21 protein-coding genes are annotated in these 26,850 nt (G+C 32.9%); 9 read left to right on the forward strand and 12 right to left on the reverse strand.

The window, feature by feature from the left end; translation table 11 throughout:
• The first annotated feature begins 124 nt into the window (after positions 1–124).
• Both BUB25_RS15710 and BUB25_RS15715 read left to right on the forward strand, forming a co-directional pair.
• Complete coding sequence (locus tag BUB25_RS15710; protein WP_072946015.1) at positions 125–691, forward strand: DUF6642 family protein; 567 nt, start codon at positions 125–127, stop codon at positions 689–691.
• Positions 692–960: 269 nt separating this feature from the next.
• Positions 961–1,398, forward strand: a complete 438-nt coding sequence (locus BUB25_RS15715) for a VOC family protein (protein WP_072946017.1) — start codon at positions 961–963, stop codon at positions 1,396–1,398.
• Between the two features lie 419 nt (positions 1,399–1,817).
• On the opposite strand, the gene BUB25_RS15720 is transcribed toward BUB25_RS15715, so the two are convergent.
• Positions 1,818–2,906 carry a PAS domain-containing sensor histidine kinase gene (locus tag BUB25_RS15720; protein WP_072946018.1) on the reverse strand — a complete coding sequence of 363 codons (1,089 nt, stop codon included), beginning with the start codon at positions 2,904–2,906 and terminating at the stop codon, positions 1,818–1,820.
• A gap of 963 nt (positions 2,907–3,869) precedes the next feature.
• On the opposite strand from BUB25_RS15720, the gene BUB25_RS15725 reads away from it, so the two are divergent.
• From BUB25_RS15725 to BUB25_RS15750, 6 genes are all read left to right on the forward strand, one after another.
• Complete coding sequence (locus tag BUB25_RS15725) at positions 3,870–4,457, forward strand: RNA polymerase sigma-70 factor (RefSeq protein WP_072946020.1); 588 nt, start codon at positions 3,870–3,872, stop codon at positions 4,455–4,457.
• Positions 4,458–4,546: 89 nt separating this feature from the next.
• The gene (locus BUB25_RS15730) at positions 4,547–5,476 is read left to right on the forward strand and encodes a FecR family protein (protein WP_139256924.1); all 930 of its coding nucleotides are present in this window, start codon (positions 4,547–4,549) and stop codon (positions 5,474–5,476) included.
• A 150-nt stretch (positions 5,477–5,626) separates the two neighbouring features.
• Entirely contained in the window at positions 5,627–9,004 is a 3,378-nt protein-coding gene (locus BUB25_RS15735) for a SusC/RagA family TonB-linked outer membrane protein (RefSeq protein WP_244533845.1), read from the forward strand.
• Positions 9,005–9,011: 7 nt separating this feature from the next.
• The gene (locus tag BUB25_RS15740; RefSeq protein WP_106357524.1) at positions 9,012–10,445 is read left to right on the forward strand and encodes a SusD/RagB family nutrient-binding outer membrane lipoprotein; all 1,434 of its coding nucleotides are present in this window, start codon (positions 9,012–9,014) and stop codon (positions 10,443–10,445) included.
• A 9-nt stretch (positions 10,446–10,454) separates the two neighbouring features.
• Positions 10,455–12,029, forward strand: a complete 1,575-nt coding sequence (locus tag BUB25_RS15745; RefSeq protein WP_072946025.1) for a calcineurin-like phosphoesterase C-terminal domain-containing protein — start codon at positions 10,455–10,457, stop codon at positions 12,027–12,029.
• A gap of 13 nt (positions 12,030–12,042) precedes the next feature.
• A complete protein-coding gene (locus tag BUB25_RS15750) occupies positions 12,043–12,939 on the forward strand; it encodes a glycerophosphodiester phosphodiesterase family protein (RefSeq protein WP_072946027.1) in 897 nt (298 codons plus the stop codon).
• 109 nt (positions 12,940–13,048) lie between these two features.
• Here BUB25_RS15750 and BUB25_RS15755 read toward each other — a convergent pair whose 3' ends face one another.
• On the reverse strand, positions 13,049–13,357 hold the full coding sequence (locus tag BUB25_RS15755) for a hypothetical protein (protein WP_072946028.1): 309 nt from the start codon (positions 13,355–13,357) through the stop codon (positions 13,049–13,051).
• Between the two features lie 880 nt (positions 13,358–14,237).
• The gene (locus BUB25_RS15765; protein WP_072946030.1) at positions 14,238–15,869 is read right to left on the reverse strand and encodes a helix-turn-helix transcriptional regulator; all 1,632 of its coding nucleotides are present in this window, start codon (positions 15,867–15,869) and stop codon (positions 14,238–14,240) included.
• Positions 15,870–16,242: 373 nt separating this feature from the next.
• On the opposite strand from BUB25_RS15765, the gene BUB25_RS15770 reads away from it, so the two are divergent.
• A complete protein-coding gene (locus BUB25_RS15770; RefSeq protein ID WP_072946031.1) occupies positions 16,243–16,548 on the forward strand; it encodes a hypothetical protein in 306 nt (101 codons plus the stop codon).
• Positions 16,549–16,611: 63 nt separating this feature from the next.
• Here BUB25_RS15770 and BUB25_RS15775 read toward each other — a convergent pair whose 3' ends face one another.
• The 9 genes from BUB25_RS15775 to BUB25_RS15810 form a co-directional block, all read right to left on the reverse strand.
• A complete protein-coding gene (locus tag BUB25_RS15775) occupies positions 16,612–17,457 on the reverse strand; it encodes an RteC domain-containing protein (protein WP_072946057.1) in 846 nt (281 codons plus the stop codon).
• A gap of 624 nt (positions 17,458–18,081) precedes the next feature.
• On the reverse strand, positions 18,082–19,032 hold the full coding sequence (locus tag BUB25_RS15780) for a hypothetical protein (protein ID WP_072946033.1): 951 nt from the start codon (positions 19,030–19,032) through the stop codon (positions 18,082–18,084).
• 70 nt (positions 19,033–19,102) lie between these two features.
• Positions 19,103–20,542 (reverse strand): TlpA family protein disulfide reductase, encoded by a 1,440-nt coding sequence (locus tag BUB25_RS15785; RefSeq protein WP_072946035.1) that lies wholly within the window; start codon positions 20,540–20,542, stop codon positions 19,103–19,105.
• A gap of 608 nt (positions 20,543–21,150) precedes the next feature.
• The gene (locus BUB25_RS15790; RefSeq protein WP_072946036.1) at positions 21,151–22,338 is read right to left on the reverse strand and encodes a TlpA disulfide reductase family protein; all 1,188 of its coding nucleotides are present in this window, start codon (positions 22,336–22,338) and stop codon (positions 21,151–21,153) included.
• 90 nt (positions 22,339–22,428) lie between these two features.
• Positions 22,429–22,626: a hypothetical protein gene (locus BUB25_RS15795; protein WP_072946038.1), complete on the reverse strand. Its 198-nt coding sequence runs from the start codon at positions 22,624–22,626 to the stop codon at positions 22,429–22,431.
• 187 nt (positions 22,627–22,813) lie between these two features.
• The gene (locus BUB25_RS16830; protein WP_262496847.1) at positions 22,814–22,945 is read right to left on the reverse strand and encodes a hypothetical protein; all 132 of its coding nucleotides are present in this window, start codon (positions 22,943–22,945) and stop codon (positions 22,814–22,816) included.
• Between the two features lie 9 nt (positions 22,946–22,954).
• A complete protein-coding gene (locus BUB25_RS15800) occupies positions 22,955–24,403 on the reverse strand; it encodes a TlpA family protein disulfide reductase (RefSeq protein WP_072946046.1) in 1,449 nt (482 codons plus the stop codon).
• A gap of 247 nt (positions 24,404–24,650) precedes the next feature.
• Positions 24,651–25,856, reverse strand: coding sequence for a TlpA family protein disulfide reductase (locus tag BUB25_RS15805; protein WP_170066899.1), 1,206 nt, complete (start codon positions 25,854–25,856; stop codon positions 24,651–24,653).
• A gap of 168 nt (positions 25,857–26,024) precedes the next feature.
• Positions 26,025–26,582 (reverse strand): toxin-antitoxin system YwqK family antitoxin, encoded by a 558-nt coding sequence (locus BUB25_RS15810; RefSeq protein ID WP_072946050.1) that lies wholly within the window; start codon positions 26,580–26,582, stop codon positions 26,025–26,027.
• Positions 26,583–26,850 lie beyond the last annotated feature (268 nt).

Genomic DNA, 26,850 nt, shown 5'->3' on the forward strand with positions numbered 1-26,850 from the left:
GTAATATTGTTTTTTTATTTTAGAGAGTTTTTTTTCTGATAAAAGTTTGGTTTCAAGCTTGATTCAGCATCATTTTTTCTCTTTTTAACTTAAATGGATTCGTTTTATTACTAATTTATTTCGCATGTACAACAACTCTGATCGTTTTAAACTTTTTTGCTTGGAAGGTGTAAAAGAGATTTCGGATCTCAATGCTAGCTTTATTTTACCTTTTTTAGAAAATTTGGCCCTGCATCAAGGCATTGTTAACACTTATAAAAGCTGTGACAGTATCGAAAGTCTGGAAGAAAGTTTGAGTGCCTTGCTCTATGCTGACCGTAGTTTTAAGGATTATGAAATTTTATATTTAGTGTTTGAAGGAGAAGGAAATGCCATTGTTTTGGATGATTACTATTATACACTTGGCGAAATAGCCGAATTTTTTGAAGGAAAATTAAGCGGCAAGATTTTACATTTTGCCAATACCAAACTTTTGGATTTGGACGAAGAAGAAGCCCAGTATTTCCTGGACGTCACTGGAGCAAGAGCAGTTTCGGGTTACAACAAGAAAGTACCTGTTTATAGCGCTGCGATTGATAATGAATTCTTTGGACTCTGCCAGCAATACGATGATGTGGTTGAAATAGTAGAAGAATTGTATGCACATCATGCTGCTATATGCACTACAATGGGGTTTGTACTCTATTATTAAAAAAGTTTTCAGATAGAAAACAAAGCGGTAATGAAGCTTTGATTTAGCTTGTTTTAGTATTTATATATTCAACTAATAACTCAGATTTAGCACCGAGTTTTTTCTTGAGGCTTTGTTTTTATTTTTTAATGGCATCTGTTGTGATTCCTAAAAGTTCAGCGATTCTATTTGAAAATAATAGATTTGCTAAATTTTCATAACTTACAATTGTAAGGAATTAGAGTAAAAGAAGTATAAAAGCTTATATTAACAATCTAAAAAATAAAAGTATGGCACTTATCAATCCCTATTTAAATTACAACGGAAATGCAGAAGAAGCATTCAATTTTTATCGATCAGTATTTGGCGGAGAGTTCGCAAAAGTTATGCGTTTCAAAGACTTGGAAAATGATGAATTTCCAGTAGCAGAAAATGAAGCCAATAAAATAATGCATATTGCTTTACCCATTGGTAAAAATGTTTTAATGGCTAATGACGTTCCTGAAAGTATGGGAAGCGTAAATGAAAACGAAAATAGAAGTAAAATTTCAGTTAGTGCAGAAAGCAAAGAAGAAGCCGACAGATTATTTAACGGACTTTCAGCAGGCGGACAAATTGAAATGCCTATAATGGATAGCCCTTGGGGGTCTTATTTTGGAATGTTTAGAGATAAATATGGAATTGAATGGATGGTGGATTTTGACCCTAATTATCAAGGAGAAATTTAATCTGCTCTTGGAGGTCTCCTGACCTCAAATCTGTTAACGGGAAATTCTGATGAGCTGTTGCCAATTTCATGAATTTGGATTAATCTTCTGGTTAATGAAAATCACGACTCGCTATTCACGACTTTTATCCCAATGGATAGATTCGGACCATTGCTGCCAAATACTTCAAACAATGGAGGATATGGACTGAATTTAATGTGTCCTATCAAAAAGTTTACGATAGGAAAAAGACAATAAATGAAGGTTTAGCTGCCATTTGGAACTTTGCAGAGAAATTGATTAATGAAAGTGTGAAAAAGGGAATTGCTAGCTAGCTGAGTTTTTTGGATACAAATAAGTTGCACTTTTACAATGAATTCCATACGAAATAATTAGTGTCAGCGGGAATTTAATCGGCTTTTTTTGAAGTTGTTTTGTTTTTAGTCCTTAAAAGTTATTGTGAATTCTGCACCTTCGTTTATTTGACTTTTTACTTCAATACGACCACCTAAATTAGTGATGTGATTGTAAATCAAGTAAAGTCCTATTCCATTACTATCAATATGATTGTGAAATTTTTGGTGCAAACCAAATATTTTATCTCGTACATTATCCATGTCAAAACCCAGTCCGTTATCAGAATAGATTAATTGATTTTTTCCATTTGTTTTTTTAGAAATAATGGAAACTGAAGGGTAAATTCCGGGTTTTGAATATTTAATTGAATTTGTGATTAAATTTAAGAATATGCTTTTCAGGTATTCTTTATTGAAATTAATAGTAGGAACTGTTTCAAAATCAACAGTGATTTTAATTTTTGAATTTATTATTAAAGAGTTTATAGAAAGTACTACTTCATTTAAATTCTCGTTTAAACTTAATGGTTCAATAGAAGCATTTAACTCGTCTTTATGAATTAATTCGTCTACTGAATTTTTTAAAGTTTGACTTAATTGCTCTGTTGTTGTTTTTAGGATAGCTAAAAATTCAAGTGTTTCTTCATCATTAATTTTAGTAATATCAATAAGATTAAATATGGATAGCAAATTATTTACAGGAGATTTTAAGTCATGCGAAGTCGTATAGGATAAATGCTTGAGGTCTTTATTTATTTTGGTTAGATTTGTTAGGAGTATATTTCGCTCATCTTCAATTTTTTTTTTATGGGTAATATTTTTAGCAATAGCATATACTAATTTTTCATCTTCAACAGGCATCGATGTCCAAGATAACCATACAATCTCCCCCGTTTTAGTTAAGTATCTGTTTTCAAAATTTAACAGCGGTTTATTTTTATATACTTGTTCTCTAGTTTCGATTGTAATTTTAAGATCTGGAGTATAAACGAATGTACTTATGGGGCTAGCATACAATTCTTCATCTGTATACCCTAATAATTGCGATACAGCCGCATTTATTCTCTTAAAATAACCATCAAATCCGGCAATACAAATCAGATCAGCTGAGATGTTAAAAAAATTGTCAAAATGATATTCTGTATCTGAATTAGGATTTTCTTTTATTGTCATTGAACTTGAAAATTAGTACTAATTTGGTTTTTAGAATTCTAGAGTAAATAATTTTTTTCAAATTTAGTAAATAATTATTTGCGATATAAGTGATAGTATAATTTAAATTAACAAAATGAGATGGCTGTTATAAGGTTTGTTCTTTGTTATTTCCGTCGAAAACGCTACTACTTATTTTCCAATTTAGACAGGTACTCGACGCAGACAAGCGCCAGAATTGTACAACAGGCAATTTACACACCGAATAGCTGTTTTTGACCAGCGTGGCCCGTCAGTTTGGTATTTGGGCGCTGGCCAAAAGATAATTACCGCTACAAGTTAATCTTGTGGATTGGGGCGCTTATTGTACGATTTTGTCGCAATTTTATGTTATTTGAATTATTTCTTAATTATCACAGTTATTGTTACTGTATCGGAATATGATGGATAGTTGAAGTCCATTCCGCACGTAATAATTGATCAAAATAATATCATGAAGAATATCCAAAAATCTACAAGTTAGATGTTTTAACAATATGGTGTACTGAGGAGTGTACCAAAGAGTGTATTACAAACATATGGGGATTTTGATGTTTTTTTGCTATGTTAGCTTTAACTTCTTGATTTTCTTAGTGTTTTTGACTTCAAAGCATAAAAAAACCCTAGTAAAAACTAGGGTTTTGTGATCCTTACTGAACAATTTACAAACCATTTTATGAATGATTTAAAGAAATTGGCTTATTTTTCTATTGATTTGTAAGATAATTATTTTTAATTTTTGTTCAGAAGCGGTTTGTATGTATTGTAGGGGTAAATATTAAAAATGATTAATTAAACTTTTAATCGCATAATTTTAAAATAATTCTTGACAATTTTTTTAGTTAAGTTTTTTATGATCTAACATGCGGTATAATTTAACATAAAGTTAAATTAACTTTTTAGGTGTTTTTTATCTTCTGCTTTTCATTTGCTCTTTAATTTATTATGGAAAAAGATCTTTTGAAAATGACAGACGATGAACTTCAGAAATTAATTTTTGAGGGGAAAGATGCTGCGTTTTCAATTATTTTTAATCGTTACTGGAAAAAGCTTTATTCTTATGCTTTCAAGATTTATAAAGACGAAGCAGTCTGTGAAGACATTGTTCAGGAAATCTTTATTAGTCTGTGGAAAAATGCATCAAATACCGTAATCTTAAACCTTGAAGCTTATCTTTTTAGAGCGGTTAAATATAAAATTGCGAATCAAATTAGAAACCTGAAATTTGAACAACAGCACATTGAAGTTTTAGAAACAATTCCAGATCCAAGTTTATCTTTAAATGACTTGGAATATATTGATTTTGAGAAAAATATAACCGATCAAATCGATAAACTCACTCCAAAATGCCGTGAGGTTTTTTTACTCAGCAGAATGGATCATTTTACAAATGCTGAAATTGCAGCAAAACTCAATTTATCCATTCATACCGTAGAGAAACATATCAGCAATGCATTGAAGCAGCTCCGTTTAAATTCTGCATCCTATAATTATCTTCTTTTTTATTGGGCAGCGTTCTTTTATGTTAACTAAAAAACACGCGTTTTAAGAAAACGTTAAGCCTGCTTTTTTGACTACTTGTTCTACTCAAAAAATGTGACTTGTCTATAAAAGCACCTATTTTGAAAAAAGAAAACTTTTTGCTTCTGGCAAAAAAATACGAACAAGGTACAAGCACACCTGAAGAAAAAATGACCGTTGAAACATTTTTTGATAAGATGCAGGAACAATCATCAGATATAGAAACTCAGCTTTCTGATGAAAAAGGCAATGTAATGCTAAACAAGATACTTTTAGAGTTACAGGTTAAACCAAGAAAATATACAATCAGAAAAGCATTAAAAGTCGCTGCGGTTTTAGTTACTGGACTTACAATTGCTTTTACTGCCGCTAAGTTTGCTTTCAAACCTGCAACAATTACTCAAATTACTGCCAAAGGAGAAAAGAAGGAAATTTTTCTTGAAGACGGCAGTGTCATTGTATTAAACTCCAACAGCAGCGTTACCTATCCTGAAGAATTTGAAAACACAAGAAATATTGAACTTGTAGGACAAGCTTATTTTAAAGTATTCAGAGATGTAAAACGACCTTTTATTGTACAAACCCACGACGTAAAAGTGAGAGTTTTAGGAACTTCATTCGACATCAATTCTTATAATCATCATGATACAAAAGTGAGTGTGATCACCGGAAAAGTTGAAGTTACTTCACCAACTGGGAAAAAAGTTCAGATTACTAAAAACCAGCAAGCCGATTTAATAAAGAATTCCGATTTACAGATTTCTGTAGAAAACAACAATGATAAAATTGCATGGATCAGCAATACCATTATTCTTAAAAATACAAAACTTTCTGAAACAGTCAAAATCATAGAAAACTGGTATAATGTGGATATTGTGATTGAAAATCAAGAACTTAATAATCTTACTATTTCAGGAAAGTTTAAAGACGAAAAACTGGAAAACGTATTAGAAAGTATTGCCTATTTGAAACAGCTGAAAATAAATTACACAACTAAAAACCAAATCACTATAAGAAAAAAGACACCTTAAAAAGAACTAAAAAAACAAAAACCCGCCTCCGGTGCAACGGAAACGGGCGATTTAAAACAGACTAAAAATAAAATTTATAGCCTAATAGTAATGAACACGAAACTACAATTTTTTTTCAATAAGTATATAAAGATGAAAAATCTTTACTTAATGATTTTATTAATTTTTTCCTTTAACGGATTTGCCTTAGGTCAATCTGCTAAAGACGTACAGATAAGCCTTAATTTAAAAGATGCGACCATAACTGAATTTTTTAAAGCAGTAGAACAGAAAACGACTTTTACTTTTGTTTTTGATGAAAAGATCTCAGGAACTTCACAACGCATTTCGATCTACGCAGACAAAGAAAGCCTTGACGGCTTATTGACTAAAATCGCTGTCAAAACAGGATTATCATTCAAAAAACTCAACAATACAATTGCTGTTACACACAATGCTCGTGCGCAAATAAATGTGCGCGGAAAAGTACTTGACGAAAGTGGTATGCCAATGCCAGGCGTTACCATCCTTGAGAAAGGAACCAGAACCAGTACAATGACTGACATGGAAGGTAATTTCAATTTTGCTGTAAATTCTTCGGCTGTTCTTGTGGTTTCTTATATGGGATATGTTTCTCAGGAAGTTGCAGCAAGCGCTGGTTTAATTACTATAACCATGAAATTAAGTACAAGCGAATTGAATGAAGTAGTGGTAACGGCCTTAGGAATTAAAAGAGAAGAAAAACGACTAGGATTCTCTCAGCAAACCATTAAATCTGAAAACTTGTCGCAGGGAAGATCAAACAACTGGTCGTCTGGATTGAAAGGTAAAGTGGCAGGATTAAGTATAACTTCTACAGGTTCAGGACCTTTAAATTCGCAGCAGATTACCCTTCGTGGAAACAGATCATTAAGTCCGAAAGGAAATTATGCGCTGATTGTGGTTGACGGAGTTCCGGTAAATGCAGAAATGACAACATCTGGTTCTACAAGTGCTTATATGGGAGAAGATTCGCCAATTGATTATGGAAACGGAATTTCTGACTTAAATCTGGATGATATTGATGCGGTAACAGTTCTTAAAGGTGCAGGTGCAACTGCGCTTTACGGAAGCCGTGCAGCAAACGGTGCTTTAATCATCACAACCAAATCAGGAAAGAAAAACAAAGGTTTAGGGATTTCTTTGAATACCGGAGCGACTTTCGATGTCATCCAAAGATGGCCGGATTACCAATACAAATACGGACAAGGAACCGGAAATTCGCCAGATGCATTCGGGAATCAATATTATTCGTACGGAAATTCTGCTGAAGGAACTTCAACCAGCGGAACCAGCAGTGCGTGGGGACCTGCATTTATAGGACAAAACTTCTACCAATATGATCCTGCGTTGCAAGGACAATCGGCAGAAAGACTTCCTTGGCAGTCATATAGAGATAATCGTAAAGATTTCTGGAGAACGGGTGTCACTTTAAATAATAATATTTCGATTCAGGGCGGTGACAATAAAGGATCAATGCGACTTTCTTTAGGAAACCAAAAAAACGAATGGATTATGCCTAATACCGGTTTCGACAGAGTTACCGCTGCTGTGAACGCCAATTATCAGGTTTCGGATAAAATTAAACTGGGAACAACAATAAATTACAACACTAGAAACAGTGACAATTTGCCATCTACAGGATATAATAACGGTTCGATTGCTTATTTTATGATTTTTCAGCAGCCAAATATCGATCTAAATTGGTACCGTCCAATTTGGGAGAAAGGCAAAGAGCAGATTGCGCAGCTACATCCTTTTAGTTCTTTCATCGACAATCCGTATTTAATTGCTTATGAAGCGATAAATAGCTTAGACAGTGATCAGATTGTTGGGAATATTTTTGCCAATATTACGTTGTCTCCAAATTTAGATTTGATGCTGCGCTCTTCTATGAATACGTACAATCAGACCAGAGAACAAAAAAGACCGTATAGTATCAACAGATATGCAAAAGGATTTTATGAAAGACAGGATGTTTTCAAACAAGAAATCAATTCAGACTTTTTACTTTCTTATAAAAAAGGTTTTGGTGATAAATTCTCGCTTTCTGCTTCAGCAGGAGGAAATGCTATGAGTTATAAATACCGAAGAACCGAAGCAGAAGTTACAGGTTTAGTTGTTCCAGGTGTTTATAAATTGTCAAATGGTTCAAGTGCGCCAATTTTAACTTTGGGCGATGCCAATAAAAAAATGAACAGTTTGTATGGTTTGATATCGATGTCTTATGCCGATATGCTTTTTGTGGACGTAACAGGAAGAAACGACTGGACAAGTACGCTTCCGGTAGAAAACAATTCATTCTTTTATCCATCGATCAATACCAGTGCGGTTATTTCTGAAATGTTCAGTCTTCCAAAATCAATTGATTATTTAAAATACAGACTTTCTTTTGCTCAGGTAGGAAATGATACAGAACCTTATAAAACACAGAAATATTATGGACAAAGTGCTTTTCCAAGTTCTGCGCAGACTTTGACGGTTTTATATAATGATCATTTTAAACCCGAAATCACAACGAGTTTTGAAACCGGTTTTGAAATTAGAATGCTGAATAACAGACTTAATGCAGATGCAACTGTTTATGAAAGTGTGACTAAAAACCAGATTATTGATATTCCGATGGATTTCTCAACGGGTTACAGCGGTGCCGTTTTAAACGGAGGTAAAGTTAAAAACCGCGGTATCGAATTGGTTCTTGGCGGAAAAATTATTGATAATACAAACTTTAAATGGAATTCAACTTTAAACTGGTCACGAAACTGGAATAAAGTAATGGAATTACCAGAAGGAATCGACGGACAGCAGATAATTGGTACAGGAGGGACAGCCTCAATTATTGCAAAAGTCGGAGGAACTACAAGTGCAATTTACGGTTTTGGATTTGTGAGATCTCCAGAAGGTAAAATTGTATACGATAAAGCGGGGCTTCCGGCATATCCTGAGGAAATACAATACATCGGGGATGCGAGTCCAAAATGGAAAGCAGGTTTTACCAATAGTTTTTCAATCGGAAACTTTACTATGAATGTGACTTTAGACGGTCAGTACGGAGGTATTATTTATTCGCAGACACACCACAAACTTTCTGAACAAGGAAAATTAAATTCAAATAATATGGGTAGGGAAACCGGCTTCATCATCGGTGAAGGCGTAGTTCAAAATACGGATGGAACCTATTCTCCAAATACGAAACAAGTGAAAACGGCAGATTGGTATGGTCGTTACTACAGAAGAGCGAATATTGAATCAAACTCTTTTGATGCTTCTTTTGGAAAACTTCGCGAAATCAGTCTTCAATACAATATGCCAAAAAGATGGCTGAAAAATTCAGGAATACAATCGCTTCAATTTTCAGTTTTCGGAAGAGATTTAGCTACAGTTTCAGATTTCCCAATTTACGATCCAGAAACGGCAGCATTAAACGGTGATACAATTTTACCGGGTATAGAAATGGGGCAGATGCCTTCTCCAGCTACCTATGGTTTCAATTTAAGTTTGACTTTATAATAAGAAAATGAAAAAGATAAAAATTACAGCAATAATTCTATTTCTTACAGGATTGACAATTTCTTGTTCGAATGGTTTTGAAGAACTTAACGAAAATCCTAATCTTATCACAGAAATAAGTCCTGGAACATTATTGAATCCAATTATCTACGGAATTGCTTCCCAGAATGCAACTCAAAGTGTAGATGTTACTTTCAATTTAATGCAGGTTTCACTGCCATTTCCAAGTATTACTGGAGGCTTGCATCGTTATGATGTGAGTAATAATATCGGTAATTCGGCTTGGAATAACTATTACAAATGGCTTTCAAATATTAGAGAAATGCGTATGGCTTCAGTAAAAGCTGGAGACAAGAATTACGAAGCTGTAGCATTAACGCTTAATGCTTTGGTTTATGCGAATCTTACGGATCTTTTTGGTCCAATTCCGATGACGGAAGCCGTTCGCGGAGAAGACGGTATTTTGTATCCGAAATACGATACACAAGAGTTTATTTACGAAACGCTTTTAGCCGATTTAGAAAAAGCCAATACGCTTTACGATACTAGTAAAGCCATGATTTATTCAGAAGATATTTTGTTTCAGAACAATGTTTTGAAATGGAAAAAATTCACCAATTCTCTTAAAATGAGATTGCTTCTGAGAGTTTCAAACAGAACAGAAACAGGCGCTTTTCAGAAACTAGCTTATATGGCGAATCATCCTGAAATTTATCCGGTTTTTAACAATACAGCCGAAAGTGCTATTTTGAAAGTAACGGGAGTTGCTCCAAATGTTTCTCCATGGGGAAGACCGCAGGATTTTAATTTGAATATCAAAATGGCCTCTTTCTTTATTGATAATTTAAATACACTTGAAGATCCGAGAAGAACGATAATCGCAACCGGTGCGACAGCTTTGGTTACCAATGCGCCAATTGGATTTAAAGGAATTGACAGCGGATATGCAGGTGCAGATTCTCAGTTTAAGTACAATGCCTCAACGCTTTACAATGTACAGGTCCAAAATCCGATGCAGATTTTAATTCTAACCTATGCTGAGGTTGAATTTATCAAAGCAGAATTAGCACAAAGAGGTCTTATCGCAGATGCAGCCGGACATTACGAAAAAGGCGTTAGAGCTGGAATCGAACAATTAAAAGCAACAACTCCCGCAACATATTTTGATAAACCAGAAGCAAAGTATGATGGAACGTTGGAAAGAATCATGTTGCAAAAATACTACGCTTTGTATTTTACAGATTATCAGCAATGGTTTGAATACCGTAGAACAGGACTTCCTGTGTTACCAACCACAACCGCAATGTTGAATAACGGAATTATGCCGTCAAGATTCACTTATCCGGACAATCAGCAGATTAAAAACAATGCAAACTATCTGGAAGCTGTTGAGATGGTTGGAGGTGACAATATCAATACTAAAGTTTGGTGGGATAAATAATTTTTAAAAATGAAAAAGACATTTATATTTAGTGCAGTATTGTTTTGTTGTGTTTTGACAGCACAAACAACTGTAAAAGGAATCGTTTTTGAAGATGTAAATCAAAACGGTAAAAAAGAAAAAAAGGAAAAAGGAATTGCCAATGTTGCCGTTACAAATGGTCGCGAAGTGGTTTTAACAGATAAAAAAGGAAACTATGAACTTCCGTTAAAAGACGACGCTATTATTGCGGTAATCAAACCGTCAGCTTATAAAATTCAGGTTAATAAAGACAATCTGCCTCAGTTTTTCTATAATCACAAACCGGCAGGTTCTCCTAAAGGAAAATTCGAAGGCGTTGTTCCAACAGGAAAGCTTCCAGAATCTGTCGATTTTGGATTAATTCCGCAAAAAGAAACGGCTGATTTTACAGCGCTAGTTTTTGGAGATCCGCAGCCTTATACGCTTGAAGAAGTTGATTTTTTTACAAGAGGAATTGTTTCTGAAGTCGAAGGAATTAAAAACATTCCGTTTGGATTAAGTATGGGAGATTTGGTTGGAAATGATCTTAGTTTATTCAATCCATATATTCAATCCGTTAAAAAAATCGGAATTCCTTGGTACAATCTTTTAGGAAATCACGATTTAAATTTTGATGCCAAAGCAGATAATCTGGCCGATGAAACTTACGAAGCACATTTTGGTCCAGCTAATTATGCTTTCAATTACGGAAAAGTCCATTTCATTGTCCTTGATGATGTTTTATATCCGGATCCGAGAGATCATGAAGGTTATTGGGGAGGTTTTACAGAAGATCAATTAAAATTTATAGAAAATGATTTGAAATTAGTTCCAAAAGATAATTTAATTGTAATGGCTTTTCATATTCCGATTAGCGAGCCGGATAGTAAAGACGATTCTTTTAGAGATTCAGACCGTCAAAAGTTATTTGAATTGTTGAAGGATTTCCCAAACACACTTTCTCTTTCAGCACATACGCATTTGCAAAGACAGGATTTTTTCGAAAAGAAAGATGGCTGGTTACAAGAAACGCCGCATCATCATTACAATATCGGAACAACTTCAGGCGATTGGTATTCAGGAAAACTGGATGAAAAAGGAATCCCAATTTCTGTTATGAGAGACGGAACTCCAAAAGGATATGCTTTCATTCATTTTAATGGAAATAAATATACAATAGATTACAAAGTGGCTGGAAAACCAGAAAATTACCAAATGAAAGTTTTCGCTCCAAAAGTAGTTGCAAAAGGAAAACGCACAAAATCTGGAGTATTTGCCAATTTTTTTATGGGAAGCAAAAAAGACAAAGTTGTTTACCGCGTAGATCAAGGAGAATGGAAAGAAATGGAATACGTTGAGGTTCAAGATCCATCATACGTAGAATTGGTTTATGAATGGGAATTATCAGAAGTGCTTATGCCGGGAAAACGTTCATCTGATCCTGAAAAAAGTACGCACGTTTGGAGAGGAAATATTCCTTCGGATCTTGCGATTGGAGAACATGCAATTGAGATCAAAGCGACAGATATGTTTGGTAAAACGCATACTGCAAATACAACTTACAGAATAGATAAAGTAAAATAATTGATTTTAGAAAATGATAAAAATCAAAAAGATAAGCTGTGTTTTAGTAGCAGTTTTAGTGGTATATTCTTGTGGAAGTCAAAAAGGAATTACTTCAAAAATTGAAGTGCAAGGTCATCGTGGCGATCGCGGAAATTTTCCAGAGAATTCGATTTCTGCTTTTATCAGCGCTGTAAATAAAGGTGTTGATGTTCTGGAATTAGATGTTGTAATTTCTAAAGATCAAAAAGTTGTCGTTTCTCACGAGCCTTTTATGTCTTCGCAGTACATGTCGGATTTTGCAGGAAATCCAATTGCAAAGGATAAAGAAAAGAGTTATAATCTTTATGAAATGACTTATGACAGCATCAGTAAGTTTGACAGCGGTTCGAGAGGAAATGCTGCTTTTCCGCAGCAGCAAAACCAAAAAACGTATAAACCGCTATTGTCGGATATGATTGATAGTGTCGAGCAGTATATTTCCAGAAATAATCTAAAACCCGTTAGATACAATATCGAAATCAAATCTGAAAAATCGGAATATGGTAAAAGTCAGCCCGAGCCGGAAGTTTTTACAGAAATACTAATGAAAATCATTAAAGAAAAAGGAATTGAGCGAAAAATCAATATTCAGTCTTTTGATCCGACGGTTTTAAATGTGATGCATAAAAAATATCCAAAAGTAAAATTGGCATATTTGGTTGGAGAAGGTGCTGTAGCTAAAAACCTTTTACTGCTTGATTTTAAACCAGAAATTTATAGTCCAAATTATAAATTACTCAACAAAGAAGCAGTAGATTCTATTCGATCATTACAAATAAAAGTTATTCCGTGGACTGTTAATGAGGAGCAGGATATCGATAATATGATTAAGCTTCAAGTGGATGGAATTATTACGGATTATCCCGAGAGAGTTTTGGAAAAACGTTAAAAGTTTTTCAAGTTTAGTGTTTGTTTTAGCCTTCAATTTATTGAAGGCTTTTTTTTTAAGAATGGTTCTAATGAAATAACAGCGCCTTTGTAGCTTTATAGATGCAAATTTAATTTGTTCTTATGTTAAGGTGTTGATATACGCGTTCTGGAATCAAGCCGTAATGAGATAATGAGGTTTCCATTGATAAATAACTTGGGCCATAAATATGATTGGCAATCAAGCCACTTTCAGGCACTCGCATATTTGCGTTTTTTCCTGGAATGTAGATCCCTCTTTTTACAGATTTGATTATGCCTTTGTCTTTCAATGCTTTGATTTTGTCATTAGGTCGCTTGTATTGACTTAGTATGCTGGTCAGCATTTGATGCGTTATTGGCTGTCCTTCAAAAGTAGATAATAATCTGCTGAAATCCATAATCTGTTTTGTTTTTACTTGTAAAAAAATAAGTATATAATCGATATTTTATCGATTATATATTCTTTTAACTACATTGTAAATTCCAATGGCATTGACCACCTGATTCCAATTTGAAATGACTACTGAATTCTAGTAGGTGCTGTTCGTGAAAATAAATGATAATTTGTTGATTTTTAACAAACTGATTTGTGTTTGAGATGGATTTTTTTAATGTTTTTTATTGGTCAATTTACATTGGAATAGAGTGGTCAGTTTAATCGTTTTTTCAATTCTAGAACACGTACACCTACGTTCTTATTCAAAAGGGTAGAGGCTTACCATGCTCCCTTTATAAGGATTGAATGAAGGTTCATATTTAAGATACCCCTTTTCATTTAATTCCCTCATGCATTTATGGTAGGTTGCCTTAGAGCAAATTTTACTCACCCGCATTACCTCATCCCGACTTATGCTTATAGGGTTTTGAAAGCGGTTGATATTCCAGAATTGGAATAAGGCAATATACAAGCTAATATGGGTAGGGTTGAGGCTACCATCTAGGAGGATACGGTCAAAAAATACGCTGAGATGTCTTTGGTAATTCATTTTGTTAGTGAATAAGTTGAGGTGAATGCGCAATAGTGTTTTTTGTCAGCAAAGGCAAAGTTCGATTTTTACCATTTTTTGAATGTCCGGCTTATCCCTCAATATTTCTCTGAATGGAAATAAAAGAGAGTTGGACAATTCAAGAAGCTAGTTTTTGAGGAGGATTATAATTGCCACAACTCTTGTTTTATGTTGTTATGGAGCAAAATTGTAATTATTTCAGGGCTTTATAGCACAAGTAGTTCACAAGTTGTGAGAGAAAAAAAGAAAGATCTGTTGGGACGGGATGCGGTTATTGACTTCTTAATCTACTAATGAAGTACGTGGGTGAAAGGCCGGTTCTGTTATTGAATGCCCTGGTGAAGTTTTGGGTAGAACCGAAGCCGCATTCATCGCTTAAAGCCTTGTTGGTATATTTACGGTATTTGTTTTCGTTTTTGAGTAATGCTATAATATGATCAATCTTTAAATTATTGATATAGTCAACGGTTCTCTTGTTGCGATAGTGCAAAATAATTTTTGAGGCGTATTTCATATTGGTGTTCAGTAAAATAGCCAATTTAGCTAAAGTCATGTCTTTTTCAAGGTATTTTTTAGTATACTCAAATTTTTCAATATTTTTTAGAATAGTGGCAATGAGTTCGGGATTGATATCCAGTTCATTTTCCCTAGCGCTATGGTATGAAACTAACGAAGGCACTTTTTCGGGTATGCGATGCATCAACTCTTGAAATAATCTTTTATTTTTAAAATGCCTGCGCCCCAGTAGTCCTATGATTAGTGTCATTAGACTTACTACCCCTATCCAGTACTGCTCGCTGTTCTTTTGATTTTGAAGGAGTTTTTTGGTGTCGTATTCTTTGAGTATTTTTCCCGAAAGCTGTTTAAAATCTTTATGCAGCTGCTGATCTACTTTTATAAGGCTGCTGCTGTAGTATAGTTCTAACTCTTTGTTATTTTGTTGCTGATAATATTCAATTAATAGTTCGTAGGCTTCCCGTAAATCCGGTCGGATGTACTTTTGTTTCTGAAAAGCTTCATCTATCTTTTTAAGATAGGCTAAGGCCTTTTGATGTGATTTTTTAGCCCAGTAGCTTTTTCCGATGTAAAAATAGGCGGTCGTTTCGTTGGCAAAATCGTGATTCTTCTTCATTTCAGCTACTACCGCTGTCAGTTTCTCTATGGCATCGGGGTAATTGTGTTTAAAGTACTGGTTTATCCCTTCGGAATGGAGAAAATAGGCCTGCATTTCAGTGTTTTTAACACGAAGACCTTCGTTGAGGCCTTGTTGGTTAACTTGACTGCAAGCTTCATAATTGCCCAAGCGGTTGTAACATAGTCCTAAAGAGTGCAGTGAATTCAGATAGGCGCGTTCATTATTTTTCCTGAAGTATTTGACGCATTCCTGAAATAATAGGCTTGCATCATCATAGAATTCAAGGGTATATTTGATTTGGGCAATCGTGTATTTTATTTTATGAATAAGGTAGTGGTTAGTGGTCTTTGAAATGTATTCGTCGGCAATCATGTAGTTTTCGAGGGCTTCCAACTTCTCTTTGGCATCATAGTGCTGAATTCCTTTTGTCATATAGGCCGATCCTATTAGTTCCAGATCGGCTGTGCGTTTGGCCGCTGTCAGCATGCTATCGGCATAGCTGAGCTGTAGTTTTTTATTAGTAGTATAAATTAAGGCTTTATACGCCAGTGCCTTTTGAGCGAAGTTTTTCTCCCTTTTTGCCTTCGTTAACCAGGAGTAGGCATAAAGCCGCTCTTTGATACTGTCTTTTTCCTCATATTGGATGTTTTTGCTAAAATAGTTGTAGTCTCTAGTCGAAAGACTGTCCGGAATGATGAAATTATGGTGTTGTGCATGGGCATAATGATACAGGCATAGCCATAGTATAACTAAGTATTTCTTTGTCATGTTTCTAAGAAATTTTGGGGATACTAATTAGAAAATGTATTAAAAACGCTATTCTTTGTAAAATAAATGTAGGAAAATAATTTGAAAGAAAGAAGTAATCCTCTCGTAAAAAAAAACAGTGTCTTTTTGTGTGGAACTGATTGATTTTGTATTTGTTGGTGTTGAATTTAGTGTATGTAATTCGCGAATTACATATAGGCGATTCGGGAATTGAATACTACTTGGTTTGCCGGAGTACAAGTGTCCCAGTAGCTTTGTGCTGAATTCAAACGGTTTTGTTATGAGTAAAACCAACAGCCACATTGTTCAGATTATCCCGGGAGAAATGAACTGATGAAAAAAGTAATCAGTAACATTTAAAACAGTAACAAAGATGAAAAAAGTTTATTCAGGTTTCAGTATTTTTATTTGCCTTAGTTTTTTGGCGACCGTTAGTTCCTGTACTGCCGATGCTCCTTTTGAATCGAATGAGGGTTCAGTTATAACAACCGCCAAAAAAGCACTACTTCATTATAATGCTGAAGAAGCAGAGCAAATAACGTTAAACAGCGAGGATGCTGATGGGGCAGCGAACAGCCTTTCTAGTTATTCTACTCAAACAGAAGGAGAACAAATAATCGATCCAGACTGGAAGAAGCTTATCACCGGTTTTATTGATAGCGAGAGGGTTACCGACTAGGGGTCTAAGATAGAAAGTTTATACGTTTAATTAAAAAAGACTATTCATTTTGAGTAGTCTTTTTCAATTTTCATCCGCATCGTCCATACGGATGATGAGTTTGTTTTTGAGTATATTCAGGAATTTTGTTCTGTCGGATTTTCGGTTTCTGATTTCGAGAAAAACCCGGTTGAATTGCCCTAAATCAGTATGAAATACGGTCTCAAAAAAGCCAATGACATCTTTAAGACTTAGGGCTCCGTTATTAAAAAGACCCTGCGTATGGAGGGCATATATCAATTCTATCAGATCCACTTTGGATCCTGTCCATTTCAGGCCTGTAGCAGGCGGAGCAGGAGTGGAGGTCTTAAGACTCTTTTTTTCCAAGGATGCGATTTGCTCTTCCAGAAAGGTTTTTAGCGCGTCGTTGGCCAGTATTCTGGCCACCTTATAGTCATGAGAGGTCGAGAAGCGGTGGTCTATATGGAAGTATAAGCTGTCATGCATTAGTTTAAGGTCGTATTTGGCCCTGATAAAGTATATATTATCCAGGCAGTTGTTAGCCGTGCGGTAGTAGCGGTAGAAGTCCTTATTTTGTTTGAAGTAGCTTTTTAATTTAAGGAGTTCTGCTTTATAATATTTATCTATTGTTTTTAGGGAACCCAATGGCTTGTTGGTTTCCAAAGCGTAGATTTCGTTATAATAAATGAGTTTGGCCGCAAACTTTGGTTTGATGTTCCGGAAGAATTCGATTTCTTCTTTTTTGTTTAGTCGTTTGTATTTGATGAAAAAGGTTTTCAGTTGCTCCAGATAAAGAATGTTGCACTTTATCGCCTGCTCAGCATAGTCTATTGGATTTTGAGTTTGCAGATGAATTTGTTTTAACTGCTGCTCCAGTTCAGACATCAGGGATTCAGAGAATAATTTCATAGCCATGGTTTAGGATTTACAAATTGACTTATTTGGGAATTGAATTGGTTGGTAAATCTATCTGATGGTTTTCAGGATTGCAAATAGTATGCTGTGCAATTCCGGAATTGCATAGTTCAATTCCGGAATTGCATACCTTGTTTTTTGTACTAATGCGGTGAATAAGCTTTATGTTTACCGCATAATTGCGGTGATCATTCAGTAGTTTTGCTGCTGGTAATTCCTTAGATTATTGAGCATAAAAAAAGAGGCGCAATGGCCTCTTGAAATTCTTCTTACTCATTTATCGTAAAACCCATAAGGGATGGATGTAGAGCGGCGATCTCAAAGGTGAATGCAATTCGACGTACATTAGCTTTAAGACAAGTGCCAGTATAATTCGAGGTCAGGAGACCTCGAATAGCGGGGGTTTCTTATTGCCAGTCAAGAAATTAAATCACACGTAATCAGCTTTCAGATAACTGGCAATAGTTCGAGGTCAGGAGACCTCGAATAGCAGGATTATTTACTTAATTGATTTTGTTTGTGGGCACAAGCGAGACGCTAGCGCCAGCCTGGGAATTAGAAATAAATTCAGGAACCGTTTTAATGAATAAATGGTTAGCGATTCAAATTGAAGTTAAATTAAAATTCAATATCCATCCAGTAATGACATTCTTCTAATGTCCAAATATTACTTTTCTGGAGAGGCAAATATAAATAATTATGAAAGTAATATGATTTACGAATGTAATCTTTTTGATATCTATAGGCTCTTAATGCTGGGACTGCCGCAATCGCTCCTATTTTTGAACTAATAAATTCATCATTCTTATACTTGTATTCTTCTTTTTTTAATAAAATAAAAACAACAAAAACACCGTCATTAGGCATCTTTAAATTATAGCTGGAAACATCTACTTTAGTCCAAATTTTGTTATCTTTTTTGGCTATCAAGATGTCTTTTTCCAGTAGTGGTTTATCAGGGTAACCTACACTATCTTTGGTATACAAATTAAATTTGAAGGGCAAATATTTTAAATTTTTTACCCCGCCAAAATCGCTGACGCCAAATAGCACTTTTTTTATTTGAGAATCCCCATTGACTTTTGGAATAAAAACGGCGGCTTTGCCTTCCCAACTAAAATTTATTGGGACACTGTTTAATTTTTCGAAAGAAGACAGTTCTAGCTTTGCGTTACTTTTTTTCGAAATAACTATTTCGTTTAAATCTTCTACATTATCATTTAAAAAATAGCTTTGCAATAAAAATTTAGTTACAATTTTTTTATACCCTAAAGAAGAGATTTCAATACTTTTAATTTCATTATTTCTGTATTTAAATGGAGGTATTTTAAAAATGCCTTGTTTATCAGAAATAACAAATTCATATGAATCATTGATAAATATGAGTTTCGCACTTGCACCTTCAATAGGTAAATTTGAACTTTTTGAATAAACAGTTATTCGCGAAATTTGATTTATTTTAGATTGTAATTCTTGGGAAAAAGAATTTTGTGCAAAAACAAACAGAATCAAATACAAATTCTTAAGGAAGAAATAACTATTTCTATTTCTATTTCTAAATTTTATCATACTCTACATGGTATTTAAATAGAGGTTTTGGATATGCAAATAAAAACTACATAGTGATTATAAATTAGCACTATCTTAATGAGTTAACCTGATTAATTATGTTGTTAAATTGCAAATTATCTATAGGAGAAGGAGCGTTACTTAGAAACATTTTATTTGTACGGTCTAAAATGGCATATCGTGGGATGGTACTTATGTTTAAAAAGCTTCCTAAATTAGAATATGTGGTTACATCAATCAGATATTGGTTTTTATCCATTCCTGATTTTTCTAATTCCGCTACTTTCTTTTTCCACTTTTCAGGATCTTTGTCAATTGAAAAATAGAGAAATTCCACCTTGTTTTCCTGAATTAATTTATCTCTATACTTACTGCTCTTTTTTATTTCTTCAATACAAGGCGAACACCAGCTAGCCCAAAAGTCAATTACTTTAATTTTATCGCCTTGCTGTTTTAAAACCTCACCCAAGGTTATACTATTCCCTTTTATATCCATTAGTTTTGAATTTAAAACCTCTTCCGGCAATTGTGAATTAAACTTAATTAATCTGTCTCTTATTTGTACAAGAACTTCATTATATTTTTTTTCCTTTATTTGAGGTAAATAATTATTAATTGTCTTTTGTAAAAGATTTATATTTTCAGATTTCAAATGATTATCATATTCAAATAATGTTTTTGTAATAGCATACTCTCTAATATCCCCAGATAAATTTTTATCAATCAAATTCAACTGGTAATTCAGCTTTTCTTTTGAATATGCTTCTGACTTATCTTTTATTTTAGAAGCAAAATGCAGGTATTTCATTAAGGCCAGATGAAAAGATCCATTATCCTGCTGATCATTTCGATTAAACAGTTTAAGGTCTATTCCATTCAAGTACTTTGCATCATTAATTGTGGCCTCTTCGGGAATACAAGACAATTGTGATTTTATATATTGAAATTTCAATACCATTCTCATCTTTCGAGAGAACATATCGGAAACTTTTTCGTTTTTAATATACTTTTCTAAAAAGGACATTTTTTTTTTGTAATTCTGTTCCAAACTTTGCTTATACTTCTCAACGCCTTCTTTTTCAGAGTAGCTTAATTTAGGTAAATGTAATTCGTCAAGTTTAGTAAAAAAATTATAGTGTGCAGCGTTAGGACCTTCAAAAACAAGAATATTCTTATCATTTAATTTATACGTGATGCTATCTCCAGGTGTAATATATACTAATCTCGGGGCAGTCATTGGCTTTAGCCCATAGAAACGAAATATTTTGGGGGCTGATAAACCAAATACAAAGTCTAAGTTTTCATTCTCATTTTTAGATTTCGTTAAAGAGGATTCTTTAAAATCATCGTTTTGATCTTCAGCCAGAATTACCCATTTCAATATTGTATCACTTTTTTCAATGTTTAAGTGAACGGTTTTAGGAGGTTCGTGTTTAATTTTGGTTCTCTGAAATCCAAAACCAATTAAAGCTATTGATAAAAGAATAATAATACTTAATATGTTTTTCATAATGCTATTTCTTACAGTTCAGACGAATATAGAACAAAATCTTAAGAAAAACTACCTTCTTTTTGAGACGGCTAATATTCTTTATTTATTATTTAGGAGGATCTAAAGGACTTGAATAGTCGCATTTACAGGTATCTGCTCCGTCATTATCTGTACAAGCTAGAGTTTGATCACTACAACCAGAAACAATAACTAGAGTATCGTCATTACATGTAGTACCTCCAGTCATAACATATCTCATTTCTTGTAAGCTTGCTAATCACATTAGAAAGACTATTATTGATAACAAAAGGGGGGGAATCTGGATGTGATTGTATCTGAAATAAAAACTCCTCGTTATCAACTATTATATCTTATTTTTTCAAATATTGAAAAAGGCAATTGAAATTTTCGGTTATAAATTATTTGTAAAATGAAAAAATAAAGACTTGTTTAGTTAGTTTAATATAGCAAACAGAAGTCTACATTTTTCCCGTTATTAAAAATGTATTTGTTGTGTTTTTATACTGTTGGTTTATTTTTTGAACTGTAACTATTTGTATAAAAAATAAATAGTTTGGTTTGAGATTTGTTTATTCTTTTAGGTACTTGGAGGTAGATATTGTGGATTAGTTGTCAAATATTTCAGTAATCATGTTTTCGATTGCTTCGATGTTTTCTGCACTACTACCTATCCATCTGCCGATGATATTGCCATCTTTATCGATTAAGATTTTTGTTGGAATTGCTGTTACAACATAGGTATCTTCAATTGTGCTTTTGTTTTCTTTGATTGAAAAATGTTTCCATTTTTCAATATTTTCTTTTTGTATTGTAGCTCTCCATAAATCTAGTTTTTCATCCTTCGTAACACTTATAATTTCAAAGCCTTTGTCTTTATATTTAGAGTACATTTCTTTTAGAAAAGGAAAATCTTCTCTGCAAGGACCACACCAACTTGCCCAAAAATCAAGAAGCACATATTTGTTGTTTCTAAATGAACTAAGTTGTAAAAAGTCAGCATTTACATCACTCCCTTTAAAATCACTAGCTAGGCTTCCAATTCTACTATTTTTAAAATAATTTAATTTTTCAGCCAATTGTTTTCCACCGTAAGATTTTTTCACTTCTGACCCTAATTTATTGTATAAATTTTCAATTGTCTCATATGGAATTTGATTATTCTCTTCTTCCAATATATAATCTAACAAGTCAGGTGCTACAAATGAATTTGGATTTTTTTTTATAAATTCAAAATCCAATTGCTTATTTTTTTTTATACTTTGATCAACCAATTGATCCAACTGATGATCAAGCGAATCTAAACTCTCTTGAAATTTAATTTTTAAAGATTTATCATTTGTTTCAATCATTTTAGCAGAATAAAGTCTACTCAATTCTCTGATAGAATCATTTTTTTTGCGATTTTTTTTCTTTTCCGTTGTATTTTGTAATACATTAAACTCATCGTTCGTTTTAGAACCATTTATAACTATAGTACTCAAATCATCAAAATCGAGTTTAGCATTCATTATACACGGTTCCAAATAAAATACTTTTGAATTTAAATTTGTCATATAAAACCTAGCGTCAGTACAAATAATCGCTTTAACAGGAAAATCAATTTCTCCTTTAAATACAAATTTATTATTATGAATCTGTGAAGATTTGGTAATGCTCTTGCCATTGACGTTATATGTCAAATAAATATTTTTTGAAACAGTATTTTTTGAGCAGACACCATTTAGCACAAAGTTGTGCTGCGCTACCAATTTAAATGAAAGAAATAAAAAGAAAATTGAAAGTTTTAACTTCATATATACTAAAGATTTAATAATAAACAATAAACTTGATTCAATAAGATTTCTTGTTTATAAGACTAATTTATAGAATAAGAATACTAAAAATTATTTACCGCAATCACCTTTACCACTACCATCCATTCTACCAGTGTACATATTACATGTTGATCCACAATCATATGCACTATAACAGGTGCCACATTTTTTTGCACTATCTCCACTACCAGCCATAACATAACGCATTTTGTTTCTTGTCAATTTGCCAATCAAATTAGAAAGACTCAGTTTTTTAATTTGTTTCATAATTTTTTAAAATTTAAATTTAATATTCATTTTTAAAATTACTCCACAATCACTTTAATCCATCTACCACGTGCACTTGGTTTCTTAATATACGAATGTAAGATAAATTTTATCAAAAATAAAGAGTAAGCAGAATAATCCTCATGCGATTTTATGCGAAGTTTATGCGAATTCATCTAAAAAAACATTAAGACATGGCTGTTGCTAATATAGAAGCATAATCTGGATGCGATTTAATCTGAAACAAGAATTCAGTTTTATCAACATCTATAGCTTCTTTTTTCAAATATTGAAAAAGATAATTGAAATTTTCTGTCATCTTTATTGCTTATTTAATGGCTGTTATTATTTGATCATACAATTTTTGTCCTTGGGAAGGTCTTTTAGCGTCCTCTAAAATTAGTTCACCTCTGTCATTAAAAAGTAAATATCTAGGAATCATTATGTCATTTTTAATATTTAGGAGCATCATTAACTCTTTTTTTAATTTCGTCGTTGTAAAATAATGATTCCCATATAATTTATTTTCAACAATAAAATCACTCCATTTACCCACGGCTTTGGCATTGTCAATAGTTAAATACAATAGTTCAATATTTTGCGATTTTAAAAATTCGGTTAACTTATCTGAATATTTAAATTCGTCTTTGCAAGGTGAGCACCAAGTGGCCCATATATCTACAAATACCGCTTTCGACTTAAATGTAGATTTTAAAAGATCAGTTATAGTAGGGAATTCTTCATTAGATATTAATTTTAATTTTTTTTGATCACCGTTAAATGTAGTAAAAGAGCCCGGGACTAAGGTAGTTCTCTTAGCCGTTTCCGATTGTTTACGCAGTACTTTTATATAAATTCCATTTGGAAAAATTCTTTTATAACGATTATACAAGCTGAAATCAAAATCATTTTTTGTTATTTGATAGTAGATCAAAAATTCCTGTAATTCTTTCGGGCAAAAATTATAGTTTTTTAATTCGGCATCCCATAACTTATAATCTTCTTCTTTACCTACTAAAATATTTTGACTAATAAATTTACATTTATTGATAATATTATGATACTGATTATTCGTTTTTATACTACTGTATTTTTCGTCAAAAACATTATACATGCTGTCTAATTTTTGGATGGTTCTTTTTGTTTCTTCTTGGGATATTTTTGCACTTTCGTCACCAGATAGAAATCCATCCAGATATAAATAGGACATCATGACAATCTCTGTTTCCTGATAAAGCTTAACAAATTCAAAAAAATCTTTTGAAATTTTGTTGTTTGTTAATAGCCCTTTTAATTCCTCAATATTTCTGTTTTTCAACCCTTCTATTTTCTCGATAATTTCCGATGAAGACTGGCCATCGATAAAAATGTAGGCTAGTTCCCTGTTTAATTTAAGAAAATAAGGCGAATTATTTAAAAACTCCAATCCTTCTGCGTTCGAACCAACAAAACTCGTTTCTATTTTATCATTGTTTTTTTTGAAAAAAACATCAATAACATCACCATTTTTACAGGGGAGTACTACAGCATACGGCATCTCATTAGTGCGCCATGTTACCAATCGTCCAATATTTTTTTGTGAGAAAGAGATATGGGCAACGTTGTTTATTATTACAGTTTCTTCTTTAAAATTAACAAAATGAGAAGGGTTTCCATCAAAAGATTTACTGTAATAAAGTTTTGTAGAATCTTTAATCCCTTCGAAATGAAGGCTAATGGACACATTCTGTGAATACGATAAAGTACACAGAAAAAATAATAAGACGATTTTTTTCATTTAAATTTAATATAAATTATGACTTTTTGATACCGTATTGTAACTTGGTTCCACAGGATAGGAATCTATCAGTATTCTATTTGGGAACCTTTAATATATTAATGGAATCTATTAAAGTATTTACTCATGATCTTTTATTGCTATCTTGATTTGCCTATTTTTTTCTTGTTTTCGAGATAGAGGATAAAACTATCCTGAATTGGTTTCTTATTTAAGACGAAAAGAAATGTGGATGCGATTGCAAATATCATTGTGTAGAAACGTATTCATAATAGGGTATATTAGCTTTAGATTTTTCTAAGGTCAACCCATAAAGTTCTAAATCTTTTATAGTGTTTTCTATCGAATCGTTTCTCAAAATAAAATCGTAATTACCCAGTAGTCCTGTTTCATCCTTAATTACAATATTATAAAATCTACTCACAGTATTTAACATTCGTCCAATTTTAATGTTAGCAATCATGAAATGAGTTTTATTGTACCCGTCTTCGCCACCTTTTTCGTTAAATATTTCTTGCAGCTTATTTTTATTAATTATTTTTAAAACATAAATTGACTCTTCTTTGTATGTTAAATTTTCTTCTAACGACAACGAATTTAAGAGTAAGTTTTTAATTTTATTTCGTTCTTCCTTTTCATTCTTAAATAAACTGTTTTTATAAAAGACACTATACAATTTGTTTTTTTGATCGTCGGGAATAACAATATTATTTTCAAAAGCATCTGTTAAATTGGAAAAAATTGAGATTAGTTTTTGATTCCAATTTTGATAATTCCCTTCATTATTAAAATCAAAAAGGTATGCATCTCCTTGATTTTTATTTCCTTTAAAGAGGGAAAACGAATAAATCGTTTCATCAATTGTAGTTGTTTTATAGCCTAAATCTATTGCGTTTAATTCTTCTATTTTAGTAGGATTTCTACTTGTTGGCGATGGCGGTATATCCGAATATGAATTTTGACTTGTGGAAATTTCTTTATCATTCAGAAAGTTATTCAGAATCACATCGTTTAAAGTTTCTGGATGTCCAATCCATTTCAGAATTCCTTTATCGTCAATAAGAATAGTGGTTGGAAAGGCTTTAATGCCAAAGTTTTTAATAGTTTGTCCGGTCTGATCACTAACAACTGCTGATTTAAAAGGAATGCGTTTTAATGTCCGCAAAACTTTATCTGTTTTTTCATCGGTAATTGAGATCAAAACAAAATCTTTTTTGGATTTATATTTCTCTTGCAATTTATTCAAATTAGGCACTTGATCCAAACAGGGACCACACCAGGTTGCCCAAAACTCCAATAAAACAAATTTGTTTTTTAAATTGGTGTCTTTGGGTATGTTCTGGATATAATCTGTAATGACTATTTTGGGTGATTTTTCACCTACTTTAATTATAGATTGCGCAAATAAGGTATTCGCAATTAAAAGCAAGAGTAGACATTGTTGTTTTTTCATCATAGATAGTTTAATATAAGGCGCTTATTTTTTTTTCGAAAAATTCGTTTAGGTGTTAAACAGTTAAACGAAATCTGTGTATTAAACTGTACAACTTTTTGTTGTGTAATCAGCACGAGCAAGATGCTCGCGCTAGGGGGGCAACGAAATTCTAGCTGTTGGCAGACGTTATTTTAAGATTTCCCCAAATTTATAGTTAACGCTGTCGACTATTTTGCCCTCAATATTATGAATGTACATTGAACCGGTTCCATTCAAAAATGTTCCTTTATTAATTGCATTTCCGTTTCCGTCAAATGAACTTATAATTTCAACAAGTTTTCCATTTTTAAAAGATCGTTCCGTGTATAGTGTTCCATTTTCATGATACCAAACCCATTTTCCAATAAGTTTTCCTTGATTTAAATTTCCTTTACCTTGTAATGTTCCATCATCGTAGTAGAAAATCCATTTACCATTTTGCTTCCCATTCTTGAATCGCCCAACTTGTGATAAATTGCCATTTTCATGATAAATTTTCCACAGACCTGCTTCCTGATTCTTCGCAAACCGACCAATTTGATATAAGTTCCCGTTTTCATAAAAATATTTCCATTTGCCAATTTTCTTTTCATTTTCGACCGCACCGAATTCTCTATTTTGATTGTGAAACGTTTTATTTGATCTGCATGATAGAAATGTAGAAAATAGCAGGAGAACAATAAAAAGTATTCTAGTGATTTTCATGGTCGTTTTATAATGTTTGCCAACGTCAGTCTATGAAAAAACCTTCGTTATATTACTTCCAAATATAAAAAAGTTTTGCGAAAAAACAAGATTATTCTTATTTTTAAGAATGTAACAGCTCACCGGAATTTCTCGACCAGTTGTGTATTTCTAGTTTAGAAGATATAAGTCTTCTATTTTAAAAACATCAATAGAAACGGGCTTCAGCCCGTTTTGTATATTGAATAAAAAATGGGCTTTAGCCAAAATAGAGATTAAGTTTTGGCTA

Origin of the sequence: Flavobacterium granuli (assembly GCF_900129705.1) — a bacterium.
Lineage (GTDB): Bacteria > Bacteroidota > Bacteroidia > Flavobacteriales > Flavobacteriaceae > Flavobacterium > Flavobacterium granuli.